This window comes from Ammoniphilus sp. YIM 78166 (assembly GCF_004522215.1).
Classification (GTDB): Bacteria; Bacillota; Bacilli; order Aneurinibacillales; family RAOX-1; genus YIM-78166.
Genome location: NZ_SDLR01000005.1, coordinates 472173 through 485241, shown reverse-complemented (window position 1 = coordinate 485241; position 13069 = coordinate 472173). Strand labels below are relative to the sequence as shown.

Here is a 13069-nt window from a genome sequence, read left to right as displayed (position 1 = left end):
GTGTGTGAGTTTAATCACTCCGGGTACTTTCCCTTTTTTGGTATTCTGAAATCAGAAGAGGCTTTATACCAGAGGGGGATGAGGATGGACGAGAAACATGAGTATGCTTGGCATGAAATGAAGAGCGAGGAAGTGAGCAGGAGGTTAGAAACCTCAACCCAAGGCTTAACCGCGGAGCGGGTGGATCATTTGAAGAAGCAGTATGGAAAAAACGGTCTACCTGAGAAAAAGCCACCGACCACGTTGATGATATTTCTACACCAGTTCTTTAACCCATTGATTTATATTCTTGTCGTAGCGGGAGTCCTATGCATCTTGATCGGAGAGACAGCCGATTCCGTATTTATCTTTGTGGTGATTTTATTGAATGCTTTATTAGGGACCTTCCAGGAGTGGAAGGCTGAAAAGAATGCAGCAGCTCTGCAAAATTTGCTAAAAGGGATGGCACGGGTTAAAAGAAATGGGCAAGAGTTCACCGTTCCGGCTGAAGACCTTGTACCCGGTGACTTGGTATTCCTAGAATCAGGCAGCCGTGTAGCCGCAGATCTCCGTTTGGTTCAAGCGAGTAAACTAACCATTGATGAAGCTCTTTTGACGGGTGAGTCTATCGCCAACACTAAAGGGGAAGAGTTAGTCGCACGGGATACGCCATTAAGTGAGCGGGTCAATATGGCTTACGCGGGTACCACTGTGTTATCGGGTCGAGGATGGGGTTATGTAACAGATACCGGATTAAAAACAGAGCTCGGCAAGATTGCTGTTGAGGTTTCCGGTTCCACGGTCAGTAAGCCTCCCTTGATCATCCGAATGGAAAAGTTCTCTAAACAAGTAAGCTATATTGTACTGGCAGCTTGTATCTTGCTGGTCGCCGTCGCTGTATCGAGAGGGATGCCTTTCACGGAAGTGTTCTTCATTGCCATTGCCTTGGCCGTCGCCGTAATTCCAGAAGGACTTCCCATTGCGATGACAATCGTGCTCTCCATTGCCACCAGTCGAATGCTGAAGCGGCATGTGATCGTGCGCAAGCTTACGGCGGTTGAGAGTTTAGGAAGCTGCACGTATATCGCCAGTGATAAAACAGGGACTTTGACAGTCAATAAACAAACGGTCAAGATGATCAAGCTTCCCTCCGGAGAGTCTTTTTCGGTAACGGGTGAAGGCTATGATGGGGAAGGAAGGATCGTTGCAACTAGAGACGAGTCGCCGTCCGAATCGGAACGGCAGATGGTAGAGAGATTAGTACGCGCAGTGGTTTGGTGTAATGAAGCCCAGCTGACTAAAAAGGACGATCAATGGCAAGCAGATGGGGATGCTGTGGATGTGGCCTTGTTAGCTTTGGGTTATAAAGCTGATCTTTCTTCCGAAAGGGTCAAGGAGAAAGGAACGTTTCTTAGCGCGATTCCTTATGAATCGGAGAATCGCTATGCTGCGGTATTTTACCAGCAGGGTGAGAAGGGTTATGCGGCTGTGAAGGGAGCAGTAGAAACCTTGCTCCCCTACTGTGAAACAATAGCGACGAATCACGGTATACAGGCGATTGATCCAGCTGTTGTCTTGGAAGAAGCCAAACGGATGGCGGAGGGAGGCTATCGGGTATTGGCAGTAGCTGATGCGGTCACGGATCATCCGGATTCTTTAGTAAAGGACCCGAAACTACCCGTACTAACGCTCGTCGGGTTAGTGGGACTGATTGATCCTCTTCGTCCGGAAGCGAAAGAGGCGGTAGCAGATTGCCACCGCGCAGGGGTCAAGGTCTCCATGGTCACTGGCGATCACCCAGCCACCGCTTATGCTATTGCGAAGGAGCTAGGCATTGTCAGCACTCCCTATGAGGTTGTTACGGGCGAGCAGTTAGAGAAGCTGGGAAAGCCAGCTTCTCCCGCCTTCATTGAAGCGGTCAATAGGGGGCGGGTGTTTGCTCGTGTAACTCCATTACAGAAGCTGCAGATTGTAGATACACTTATGAACTCGGGTCACTTTGTTGCCGTAACGGGAGATGGAGCGAATGATGCACCGGCCATTCGCAGGGCCAGTATCGGGGTTGCGATGGGGTCCGGGACGGATATTGCAAAGGACACAGCTTCCATTATCGTCACGAATGATAACTTTACGGCTATCCGAGCAGGAATTGAAGAGGGGCGAGTCGCTTATGATAACCTGCGTAAAGTCGTGTATCTTCTCATTGCTACAGGATTAGCTGAGGTCCTTCTCTTTACGTTATCGATGTTGTTTGCCTTGCCGTTGCCTTTGGTTGCTGCCCAGCTGCTCTGGCTCAACCTTGTGACAAACGGAATTCAGGATGTAGCTTTAGCCTTTGAAGGAAAAGAAGAAGGAGCCATGGATCGTCCTCCGAGAGATCCTTCTGAGGGCATTATCGACAAGAGAATGATCCAACAAGTACTCGTGTCGGGCCTTACCATGGGTGGAATCAGCTTCGCTGCTTGGTACGGCATGTTATCTGCCGGCTGGGAGGAATCTGCCGCTCGTAACCTCCTATTGCTGCTGATGGTGCTGTCCCTTAACTTCCATGTTTTAAACTGTCGTTCCGAGCGCAAGTCGGTGTTTAGTATTCCGATAAAACGTAATGTTTTCTTGATTGTAGGTGTATTCGTTGCATTGACCCTTCATCTCATGTCGATGCAGATCCCGCTCATGCAACAAGTACTTAAGGCGGGTCCTGTGAGTGTCACGGAGTTTATTGTCATTGTTATTCTTGCATCGAGCGTTTTGCTGGTCACAGAACTGTTTAAGCTTAGCCAGAGAATGAAAGGCAAGAGTAAGTCGTTAGAATCACCCCAAAGCAAAAAAATGGCGAGTTAGAAAAAGAACCAGGGTGAGAATTTCTCGTCCTGGTTCTTACTTTTTGGTGAATAAAGAAGGTACTAAAAATTTTTGGTACTCCCTCATTACCAACGATTACGTTAGACTTAAGGAGGGAGGGGGTAAGGCTATGGATGAATTTGAACGCTTGTTCCAAGATCATTTTTACGCTACCTACGACTATGTGTATTACATGCTGGGTAATCCAGCGGACACCCAAAACATAACCGAAAAGGTTTTTCATAAGATTGCCTTATCGTATCACCAGTGGCAAGAGGATGAACCCGTGCATGCATCGGTGTTTAAGCTTGCTAGAAGGACGACTGTTGATTTTTTGGGCAAAGGAAAACATCATGCTACAACAATTACACCCCTATCAGAAAATATGCGCTCCGTACTTTATCTTCGCTTTATTAAAGGGTTATCTGTGCAGGAAACTGCCAAATATATGGATGTGACTCCAAAACTCGTAAGTGCTATAGAGAATGAAGCACTTGCAAAGCTACCCAATGAAGCCAACACAACAGAAGCACCCTCTCGGCTAAACGGACGAGTCTGAGAGAAATGGATTAGCTAGATAGAAAGGGTCCCCAAAGAGTAGGGGGCCTTTTTAGCATCCTACTGAGTTTTTTCGGTAATTAGGGTTTTATTTTTCATCAAGCCTGGTCCAGCACGGCATGACTATTGCTCGGGTCGACCCACAACTTAGTTCTAAACCATTTCAATTAATTCACGCTCTTTGATCACGAAACCAAGTTACTTGCTCCCAAAACGGTAATGCTTTCAAATAGGTTTAGATCTTGCAAAGTTTGAAAAGAGCTTCTTCCTAATGATGCTTTGAAGAAGTTTTGCCAAGGGAGTGAGCATCAGGGCACCGGAGGGGCCAGTGTTGGTAGGGCAATGTTGGGTCAAATAGTCCTTCCCAAGATTCAGAAAGTATGATACAAATAAAGCATGAAGCATTTCATGCTTCAAACAACTTATTTTGAAGTTTTTAATTCTTTTTTGGTGGACAGATGCTTCGTTCGCCCTATGGCAGGGTGTTAGCTATTAAGCAATCTATAGTGGGGTGGACAATGAACAGTCTGGAGAAGATCATTAAGGAGAAATATAACAAGCTTTCTCCTGGCCAGAAGAAGGTAGCGGAATATTTGATTCAGAGCAAAGATGAATTTGCTTTTAAGACAGCTTCACAGATTGGGCGCCAGGTAGAGGTGAGTGAGACGACTGTGATCCGGTTGTCGTATGCACTAGGGTTTAACGGTTTTAGCGAGCTGCAGTCCAGCGTTCAACAATGGGTATTGAATCAGACTTATCGCAGCAGCAATGAGGAGCAGCCTCTTCATGATGCGTCTGTTTCCCCTTTCGCGAAGTGTATGGAAAAAGATATCACGGCGATGCAGCAGACGCTTCATCAGTTGGATGAAGAGGAGTTGTGGAAGGTGGTTTCAACCCTGATTGAGGCGGACCGGGTGTTAGTGATTGGGATGAGGGCATCCTATGCTGCGGCCTACTGGTTGTCCCTTCAATTAAATACGCTTCGTGATCACGTTGCCCTTTGTGCAACAAGTGGGAATGTGAACGAACAGCTTTGTGACTTGACGGAACGCTCTGCAGTTGTGATGCTTTCTTTTCCACGTTACTTGAAGGAAACACTGCACTTAGCAGAGTGCATCAAACAACAAGGTGTACCTTTAATCTGTATCACCGATCGATTGTTGTCGCCGGTAGGCCGACTCGCGGATTTAACTTTGACCACAGAGGAAAATGTGGACTCGAATTCCCTGTCGATTACACCTGCCATAAGTGTCATTGACATGATCATTCATGGTATGACCCTAAAGGACCGAGATCGCATTCAAGCCCGCCAGCAAAAACTAGAGGAGCTATATTCTGCGCACGGGGTATTTATTGAATAGATTCAAGTAAAGGAGAGGGTGTCCTTGATTTCCATTCGAACGATCCATACGGTAGAAGAATTGGGACTAGTCAGGGATTTGGAGAATCTGATTTGGGCTGGCGATGATGCCGTGCCAGTTCACCAAACCCTGACGGCAGTGAAAAATGGCGGAATGGTGATTGGGGCATTTCTAAGTGAACAATTAATTGGGTTCCAGTACAGCTTTCCTGGATTTAACGGAAAGGAAGCCTATCTTTGCTCTCATAGCATGGGAATTCACCCTGATTTTCGCAAGGCAGGGATTGGAGAAAAGCTCAAGCTGCGTCAGCGAGAAGAAGCGCATCAGATGGGGTATCGCTTGATTACATGGACGTATGACCCTTTAGAAACCGTCAATGGATATCTAAATTTAACAAAGCTTGGGGCCTACTGCAGAACTTATGTGGAAAACTGTTACGGAGAAATGACAGATCTGTTTAACGCTGGGCTTCCGTCTGATCGCTTTTTGGTCGAGTGGGACACAGCAGGGGATTCTCCCTGTGAACGGGTAGAGAGGCATCCAGCGGATCTCGTTGCCATTGAAGTAGATACGGTGTCGCTTCCCTATCCACTCCCAGTCCAAACGAAACTACATACAACGGACCAGGCAACGGTCATTTGGGTTCCCGTACCCAGCCAGTTTCAAGAGATCAAAGCCCTCGATATGAAGACCGCTATTGAGTGGAGGATGAAAACCCGTGAGGTGTTTACCACATATTTCGACCGGGGGTGGAAAGCCACACAATTGAGCAAAGGCGAAGGTTCAGGGCTGCATTATTATGGTTTAGTCAAGCAAAGGGGGGAATAAGATGAAACTTGATCGTGTGGTTCTGCGACATATGAAGCTACAGTTGCTTCATCCATTTACGACTAGCGTTGGAACGGAATATGATAAGGATTTTATCTTGGTAGAGGTACGAACAAAGGATGGTTTGGTGGGATGGGCCGAGTCTGTAGCAGCTGGTGATCCTTTTTATAAAGAAGAAACGGTAAAGACGAACTGGCATATGCTTCAAGATTTTCTGATCCCGATGTTGGCGAAGGCCCCTATTGACCATCCAGACCAAATATCCGAGCTGTTTGCCCCAATTCGCGGCAATTATATGGCAAAATCCGCTTTAGAGGGCGCGATTTGGGATCTTTATGCGAAAAAGCAAGGACTTTCCTTGGCGAAAGCGTTAGGGGGAAGCAAAGAAAAGATTGATGTCGGGATTAGCATCGGGATCCAGGATCACGTAGAGCAAGTGTTGGATATTATCGACGAGTATGTAGACAAGGGTTATAAGCGGATGAAGGTGAAGATTCAGCCAGGGTGGGACCTTCATGTACTCGAAGCGATCAGAAAAAAATACCCGAAGATTCCTCTTATGGCCGATGCCAACTGTGCCTATACCCTTAAGGATATCGAGACCTTAAAAGCGATGGATGAGTTTCATTTGACGATGATCGAGCAGCCGCTTGGGTTTGATGATATTGTGGATCATGCCCAACTGCAAGCTCAAATTCAGACGCCCATTTGCTTGGATGAAAGTATCCACTCCGCGGAGGATGTTAGAAAAGCATTATATTTAGGCAGCTGCAAGGTTGTCAATATTAAGATCGGCCGCGTCGGTGGTCTGACAGAGTCCAAGAAAATTCATGATCTTTGCGAAGCGCATGGAATTCCCATTTGGTGTGGAGGGATGTTGGAAGCTGGAGTGGGAAGAGCGCATAACGTCGCCATGACCAGTCTGTCGAACTTTACCCTTCCTGGAGATACGGCGGCATCCTCACGTTACTGGAAGGAAGATATTATTGACCCTGAAGTCACCGTGGAGGATGGGGTGATCACGGTTCCACAAACGCCTGGAATCGGTTATGAGCCGAATCGGGAGCGAATAGAAAAATATACGTTGTATAGCCAGACGTTTCGATTGTAATCCCAGTCGTTAACAAAGGAGTTCGATCCATGAACATTGAAAAATTCGTTTTCAGAAAAATGAAGCTTCAACTGAAAGCCCCTTTCCAAACTAGCTTCGGCACGCAAACGGACCGTGAATTCATTCTTGTGGAAGCTCATAGCGGAGGGCAGATTGGATATGGGGAATGCGTGGCGATGACTGAGCCTATTTATAATGAAGAAACGGTTAAAACATGCTGGCATGTGATGGAGGATTTTCTGATTCCTATGTTGTACCGCCAGGAAACGCTGGAACATCCTGATCAAGTGAGTGAAGTGTTTGCCCCGATACGCCGCAACAATATGGCTAAGGCTGCAATTGAGGGAGCGGTGTGGGATTTGTATGCGAAGCAGCAAAACCAGCCTCTAGCAAAGGCTTTGGGTGGAACGAAGTCGGAGATTGGAGTGGGCGTGAGCATTGGGATTCAGGAAAGTCCTGAAGATCTATTGAAGGTGGTTGAAGGGTTTATAGCGGAAGGCTATCAGCGGATGAAGATTAAGATTAAGCCAGGCAAAGATGTGGAAATGATTCGGGCCGTTCGAGAGCGGTTCCCTGATGTTCCGATGATGGCGGATGCAAATTCAGCGTACACACTGAACGATGTGGCGGTATTCAAAGAATTGGATCAGTTTAATCTAATGATGATTGAGCAGCCGTTAGCTCATGATGATATTATCGATCACGCCAAGCTGCAAGCACAGATTCAGACTCCGATTTGTCTTGATGAAAGTATTCATTCCTTAGAGGACGCTAGAAAAGCAGTGGAGCTTGGCAGTTGCAAAATTATCAACATAAAAGTAGGTCGTGTAGGCGGTCTAACGGAATCGAATAAGATTCATGACTACTGCTTGAGTCAAAATATTCCCCTATGGTGTGGAGGGATGCTAGAATCGGGAGTGGGTCGTGCACATAATATTGCGATTACCAGTCTAGCCAATTTCGTCATGCCCGGGGATACGTCGGGGTCCTCACGCTATTGGCATGAGGACATCATTGAACCGGAAGTCGTCGTGAGTGCAAAGGGAACGATTGAAATTCCGGCTACGTCAGGGATTGGCTACCAGCCTGTACCTTCTTTACTTGAGAAGTATACACTAGAGAAAAAAGAAATTCGTAGATAGGGGGAGAGAACATGAGGGAAAGTGCGGAACAGCTTAGGGCATCTATACTAGAGATCTTTGAGCATCTTCACCAGCATCCGGAGGTCAGCTGGAAGGAGTATAATACCACCAAGTACCTGGCTCATCGTTTGGAAGAACTGGGGTGCAAAGTGACAACCTTTGACGATTGTACGGGCGTCGTGGCTGAGATGGGCTCCGGCCCGTTGACCGTGGCCTTGCGTGCGGATATCGATGCCTTGTGGCAGGAGGTGGATGGAGAGTTTCGAGCCAATCACTCCTGCGGGCATGATGCGCATATGACACTCGTATTAGGAACATTGATGCTATTAAAATCAATGGACTATGAGCCGAAAGGGAAACTCAAGCTAATTTTTCAGCCGGCAGAGGAAAAAGGCACGGGAGCGCTCAAACTGGTAGACAAGGGCGTGATTGATGACGTTGATTTCCTGTATGGAGTCCATCTTCGTCCGTTCCAGGAAGTCGTACAGGGTAAAGCCGCACCGGCCATTATCAATGGGGCTGGCGTGTTTATCGAGGGAGAAATCCGAGGAGCAGATGCTCACGGAGCCCGTCCACATTTAAATGTCAATGCCATAGAAGTCGGAGCAGCCATCGTACATGAGCTCAATCGCATTCATCTCAATCCGATGGTTCCCTACTCGGCCAAAGTGACGAAGTTTATGGCAGGTGGCGAAAACAGCAATACCATCCCAGGAAATGCCAAGTTCTCCATCGATATGCGCGCGCAAACGAATGAAGTGATGAAAGAGCTCGTTCGGCGAGTGGATCATATGATTCAATCCCTTGCCCAGCTGTATGGAGCAGATATTCGAATCCAATATGAATCGCAAGTCGCTGCAGCGGAAGTTCACGAAAAAGCAAAAGCTTACATGGCGGAGGCGATTGCGGAGGTGCTAGGTCATGAGAATCTAGTAGACCCCGTGATTACCCCTGGCGGGGAAGATTTTCACTACTATACGATCAAACGCCCCCAGGTCAAAGCAACGATGCTGGGTTTAGGCTGTGGACTGAAGCCTGGTCTCCATCATCCTCATATGACCTTTGAACGGGAAGCTTTGCTAGATGGGAGTCAAATCTTGGCTAGAGCAGTCATGACCACCTTTGATCAAGAAGCATAAGTTAAGAAAAAACACTAGAGTAGGACGATCTGCTCTAGTGTTTTTTTACCCATTCAAGGTGATTGATCTTCCAGGTGTTATCGGTGAAGGCAAGGGTGATGATTTCAAGGTGAGGAGCATACAAGCCATCTCCTACGGGATTGGTAACAGTCATGGTTTTGCCGTCAAAGGACACTTCAACTTTTAGCCCTTCAAGATTAGGTTCATTAATAAAGCTCCCCTCGACAAGCTCTCCACCCCGATAAGCAAATATCCATTTCTCGTTTTCTCTTTTGAAGTTTCCGGTTCCAAGAATGATGCGGTCCACGTACTGTTGGGTATAAACCGACTGGAAATGGGCGTAGACCTCATCTGTTGTTAGGGATTCTGTGTCATAAAACACTTGTTCAAGTATTGCTGCTTCGCTTAATAGGGATACAACTTGTGCTTTTGTAAGTGGATTTATATCTTCTTTGGCTTGGCTGGGCGGTGCCGGCGGGGTGTCCACGGGGCTTGTGCAGCCACTAAGGAGTAAGGCTGCCGTCATGATAGGAACGGCAAAAATTTTAAGGTGTGTCATGGTTCCACCATCCTTTGGAAGGTATCTAATGTTTTGACGTATAAGGGACTCCTTTTGTTTCAAGATGGTTAATGTTAGTATGGAAGAAGTTTACAAATTGTCCTGAAAGGAGGAAAATGAGTGGCGAAGTGGAAATATCTTCTTATTGGTTTAGTGGTCACACTCCAGCTGCTCGCGCCAATTTTCTTTATATTCAAGCTGCCTTATGCTTTTTTTGTATTATTGGGGTACTTAGCTTCGATCGTAGTGTTAGTGGTCATCCTGATTATGGAAAGAAGAAAAGAAAAGAAGGAGGAAGATGGAAATGATTATCGTGACTACTGAATTTGTACCTGGAAAAGAGGTTAAAGAACTAAAGGGGTTTGTCCGAGGCAGTACAATCCAATCCAAACACGTAGGTAAAGATATACTAGCCGGGCTGAAGACCATTGTGGGCGGGGAAATCAAAGAGTATAACGAGATGATGGAAAAAGCCCGGCAGGTGGCGATAGGAAGAATGGTAGAGGATGCTGAAGCCAAGGGGGCCAATGCGATTCTCGCTTTCCGCCTGCAATCCTCGGCTGTTATGGCTGGGGCAGCTGAGATTATTGCTTACGGAACTGCTGTTGTCGTGGAATAATAAATCCCCTTAAGAAAATAAATTAGGGTATACGGATGCTTGGGTGAAAGGGAGAGTTTAATGAATGGTCTGGAACCGCTTTTATTAAATGTATTGTTCTTAATTGTGCTCTTGTTATTTGTCCCCTTTCTACTGGAAAATAAGTTTTACGCTTCTGGCACAACCCATAAGAAAAAATGGATCATGACCCTGGCGGGTGGTCTAGCCATTCTTAGTTGTATATCGTTTCCCATTACCATGATTGAAGGTTATATTTTTGATTTGCGGTTGGTTGCACTCGTCATTGTTGGTCTCTACGGAGGCGCTCCAACCATCCTCTTCTTGGGTGTACTCACGATTACTTATCGTTTTTTGCTCGGGGGCTTGGGCGCCTATGCGACCATTATCGTTGTACCAGCCACTTGCATTCTGTTGTTGCTTTTAACTAAACGCCATCTAGCATCGTCAAGGAAGAAGAAGATTCTTATTGGTAGCAGTCTATCAACGTTCGCAGCCATATTTGCTGTTCTGAACTCCGTCTTTCTTTTTGGAGTCCCCTTCAATGGACAATTTTTGTTTATGTATGTAGTCATAACGTTCGTGACGACGGTCTTCATCTTATATGCTTTTGAATGGATCACAGAAACGATCATGGTAAATCAACGCATACTTAAAGCAGAAAAACTAGAGATTGTGAGTCATCTAGCATCTTCTATTTCCCATGAGGTTCGAAATCCACTGGCGGTAATCAAAGGCTTCTTACAAATGATGGAACAAACCGATATTCCTGCCAATAAAAGGAAAGAGTTCTTAAAGATTTGTCTTGAGGAGATTGATCGAGCGACGGACATTATTCGTAATTATCTTACGTTTGCAAAGCCTGCACCGGAAAATTTTGAAGTGTTGAATGTGCAACAAGAGCTGCAACGAGCAATCAGTGTGATTACACCGCTAGCCAACATGAACAGCATCGAAATCGAAACCACAATTGAACCATGTTTTATTAAGGGGGAAGCACAGTTCTTTCAGCAATGCGTATTAAATCTTACTAAAAATTGCATTGAAGCCATGCCAGATAGCGGCAAGCTTTCGATTCATACAAGAGTAGAGCAGGGACAGCTATGTATCGTTGTATCTGATACCGGAAAGGGCATGACAACGGAGCAGCTTTCTCGTATAGGGGAGCCATATTTTACAACCAAGGGAAGAGAAGGCACTGGATTAGGAATGATGACGGCCATACGGATCATTGAGATGATGAATGGAAAGCTTACCGTAACCAGTGAAATAAATGAAGGAACGAAGTTCTATATTCGGTTGCCTTTAATTGATAAGGGATTAATGGTTAAAGACAAAACTCCAGTCGCATGACTGGAGTTCAGGTTAAAAAAAAGCGCGAACAGATTTAAGATAAATGATAAATTCTTGTAAATTTATCATCAAAATAACGAACCAGATACTCCGCATTCAATTTCTCCCCTGTTGCACGCTCAATCAGCTCGCTAGGCGTATACAGCTTACCGTGCTGGTGTATATGGGTATGCAGCCAATCCAGTATCGGTTGCAAGTTGCCCTCCACTACCAGCTGGTCGAAATGAGGGAATTCTTTCCGAACCTTCTGATACAGCTGTGCAGAATAAAGATTGCCTAATGTATAAGAAGGGAAATAGCCGATAGCAAAGCACCAGTGGATATCTTGGAGCACCCCCACCGTATCGGTCGGAGGGACTAAGCCAAGATACTCCTCTACCTTCTGGTTCCAGGCTTGCGGCAAGTCTTTGGCATTCAACTCGCCTGCCATCATCGCTTTTTCCAATTCATAGCGAAGCATGATGTGCAAGTTGTAAGTGAGTTCATCGGCTTCGATACGGATTAGGGAAGGTTCAACAATATTTAAGGAACGCTGAAACTGTTCCATAGAAACTGAACCAAGCTCGTCAGGGAATTGTTCTTGTAGAGCTGGATACAGGTGTTGCCAAAAAGCTTCGCTTCTTCCGATCATGTTTTCGAAAAATCTGGACTGAGATTCATGGATGCCCATCGAAGCTCCATCTCGGACAAAGGTGCCTTCGTACTCCTTCAAGATATTTTGTTCGTACACGGCATGACCCAGCTCGTGGATGACACTGGTGACTGCAGAACGAATATCATCCTCATGGTAATTGGTCGTAATACGGACATTTTGCAAAGAGATCCCTGTGGCAAAAGGATGGGCACTTTCTGCAAGTAAGCCTGCATCCGTTTGATAACCAAGCTTGTGGAGGAGACTCTGGCAAAACTCCTTTTGCTTGGCTTTTGGATAGGTTTTACTGAGGAACCCCGTCTCTGGTCGATAAGAGGATTGTTGGATTCGGTGGAGCAAATCTAAGGTTTTAGTACGCAAATTGTTAAACAGCTCATCGAGAACCTTGACCGTATAGCCTGGTTCGAATTGGTCGAGCAAAGCATCATAGGGATGTTCTTCATAGCCATAATAGTTCGCAAATTCGCGGTTGATTTCGATAATCCGCTGTAGGCTCGGCTCAAACAAAGAAAACTCGTTTTTCGCTTTGGCTTCTTGCCAAATGCGCTGGGCGTTCGCCGTCAGGATGGAGTATTCTTTATACAGTGCTTCCGGAATTTTCTTGGTCTGATCGTATTGACGCTTGGCTTCTCGCAAGGAGGCTTGAGTGGCCTGATCAAGCTGCTCGTAGGTGCCTTGGGCAGTGAGTATGCCTAGATACTCCTTCATCTCGTCGGAAGTCGTGAGACGGAATATTTCTAATGCTAGCGTGCCTACTGCTTCAGACATATAGGGAAGGCCGAGCTTGGGGGAAGTCGTCTCCATATCCCAGTGGACAAGAGATGAAATACTATTTAAGTGGCAGATTCTTTGTTCTAGTTCTTTATAGCTTAGCAGCGTTTGTTCGATCGTCATATCCATGTTCCTTTCGTTTTAGGGGGTATGGCTTTA

Annotated in this window: 12 protein-coding genes; 10 read left to right on the top strand and 2 right to left on the bottom strand. The window is 46.2% G+C overall.

Annotated elements, in window-relative coordinates; translation table 11 throughout:
* Nucleotides 1–84: 84 nt before the first annotated feature.
* The 7 genes from EIZ58_RS23560 to EIZ58_RS23530 all read left to right on the top strand — a co-directional run bounded on the left by EIZ58_RS23560 (nt 85) and on the right by EIZ58_RS23530 (nt 8959).
* A complete protein-coding gene (locus EIZ58_RS23560) occupies nt 85–2820 on the top strand; it encodes a cation-translocating P-type ATPase (RefSeq protein WP_205672322.1) in 2736 nt (911 codons plus the stop codon).
* Nucleotides 2821–2950: 130 nt separating this feature from the next.
* Nucleotides 2951–3379 carry an RNA polymerase sigma factor gene (locus EIZ58_RS23555; protein ID WP_134703390.1) on the top strand — a complete coding sequence of 143 codons (429 nt, stop codon included), beginning with the start codon at nt 2951–2953 and terminating at the stop codon, nt 3377–3379.
* 517 nt (nt 3380–3896) lie between these two features.
* Complete coding sequence (locus EIZ58_RS23550) at nt 3897–4739, top strand: MurR/RpiR family transcriptional regulator (protein WP_134703389.1); 843 nt, start codon at nt 3897–3899, stop codon at nt 4737–4739.
* A gap of 18 nt (nt 4740–4757) precedes the next feature.
* Entirely contained in the window at nt 4758–5567 is an 810-nt protein-coding gene (locus tag EIZ58_RS23545) for a GNAT family N-acetyltransferase (RefSeq protein ID WP_134703388.1), read from the top strand.
* A 1-nt stretch (nt 5568) separates the two neighbouring features.
* Nucleotides 5569–6678, top strand: a complete 1110-nt coding sequence (gene menC / locus EIZ58_RS23540) for an o-succinylbenzoate synthase (RefSeq protein WP_134703387.1) — start codon at nt 5569–5571, stop codon at nt 6676–6678.
* Between the two features lie 29 nt (nt 6679–6707).
* Complete coding sequence (gene menC / locus EIZ58_RS23535; RefSeq protein WP_134703386.1) at nt 6708–7820, top strand: o-succinylbenzoate synthase; 1113 nt, start codon at nt 6708–6710, stop codon at nt 7818–7820.
* Nucleotides 7821–7831: 11 nt separating this feature from the next.
* Nucleotides 7832–8959 (top strand): M20 peptidase aminoacylase family protein, encoded by a 1128-nt coding sequence (locus EIZ58_RS23530; RefSeq protein ID WP_134703385.1) that lies wholly within the window; start codon nt 7832–7834, stop codon nt 8957–8959.
* A gap of 34 nt (nt 8960–8993) precedes the next feature.
* Here EIZ58_RS23530 and EIZ58_RS23525 read toward each other — a convergent pair whose 3' ends face one another.
* Nucleotides 8994–9518, bottom strand: a complete 525-nt coding sequence (locus EIZ58_RS23525) for a hypothetical protein (protein ID WP_134703384.1) — start codon at nt 9516–9518, stop codon at nt 8994–8996.
* A 120-nt stretch (nt 9519–9638) separates the two neighbouring features.
* Here EIZ58_RS23525 and EIZ58_RS23520 point away from each other — a divergent pair, with 120 nt between their 5' ends.
* Genes EIZ58_RS23520 through EIZ58_RS23510 form a run of 3 tightly spaced genes read left to right on the top strand, consistent with a single transcriptional unit; the run spans nt 9639 to nt 11487 of the window.
* Nucleotides 9639–9842, top strand: coding sequence for a hypothetical protein (locus tag EIZ58_RS23520; protein WP_134703383.1), 204 nt, complete (start codon nt 9639–9641; stop codon nt 9840–9842).
* The gene (locus tag EIZ58_RS23515; RefSeq protein WP_134703382.1) at nt 9823–10137 is read left to right on the top strand and encodes a YbjQ family protein; all 315 of its coding nucleotides are present in this window, start codon (nt 9823–9825) and stop codon (nt 10135–10137) included. Before EIZ58_RS23520 ends, EIZ58_RS23515 begins: the two co-directional genes overlap by 20 nt.
* Before the next feature lie 60 nt (nt 10138–10197).
* Nucleotides 10198–11487, top strand: a complete 1290-nt coding sequence (locus EIZ58_RS23510; RefSeq protein ID WP_134703381.1) for an ATP-binding protein — start codon at nt 10198–10200, stop codon at nt 11485–11487.
* Nucleotides 11488–11521: 34 nt separating this feature from the next.
* Here the strand turns inward: EIZ58_RS23510 and EIZ58_RS23505 are convergent, their stop codons facing one another.
* The gene (locus tag EIZ58_RS23505; protein ID WP_240689350.1) at nt 11522–13033 is read right to left on the bottom strand and encodes a carboxypeptidase M32; all 1512 of its coding nucleotides are present in this window, start codon (nt 13031–13033) and stop codon (nt 11522–11524) included.
* Nucleotides 13034–13069 lie beyond the last annotated feature (36 nt).

Coding starts and splice junctions, on each gene's coding strand:
- EIZ58_RS23510 (WP_134703381.1), top strand. CDS start 10,198: ATGAATGGTCTGGAACCGCTTTTATTAAATGTATTGTTCTTAATTGTG.
- EIZ58_RS23550 (WP_134703389.1), top strand. CDS start 3,897: ATGAACAGTCTGGAGAAGATCATTAAGGAGAAATATAACAAGCTTTCT.
- EIZ58_RS23555 (WP_134703390.1), top strand. CDS start 2,951: ATGGATGAATTTGAACGCTTGTTCCAAGATCATTTTTACGCTACCTAC.
- EIZ58_RS23530 (WP_134703385.1), top strand. CDS start 7,832: ATGAGGGAAAGTGCGGAACAGCTTAGGGCATCTATACTAGAGATCTTT.
- menC (WP_134703386.1), top strand. CDS start 6,708: ATGAACATTGAAAAATTCGTTTTCAGAAAAATGAAGCTTCAACTGAAA.
- menC (WP_134703387.1), top strand. CDS start 5,569: ATGAAACTTGATCGTGTGGTTCTGCGACATATGAAGCTACAGTTGCTT.
- EIZ58_RS23505 (WP_240689350.1), bottom strand. CDS start 13,033: ATGACGATCGAACAAACGCTGCTAAGCTATAAAGAACTAGAACAAAGA.
- EIZ58_RS23515 (WP_134703382.1), top strand. CDS start 9,823: ATGATTATCGTGACTACTGAATTTGTACCTGGAAAAGAGGTTAAAGAA.
- EIZ58_RS23560 (WP_205672322.1), top strand. CDS start 85: ATGGACGAGAAACATGAGTATGCTTGGCATGAAATGAAGAGCGAGGAA.
- EIZ58_RS23525 (WP_134703384.1), bottom strand. CDS start 9,518: ATGACACACCTTAAAATTTTTGCCGTTCCTATCATGACGGCAGCCTTA.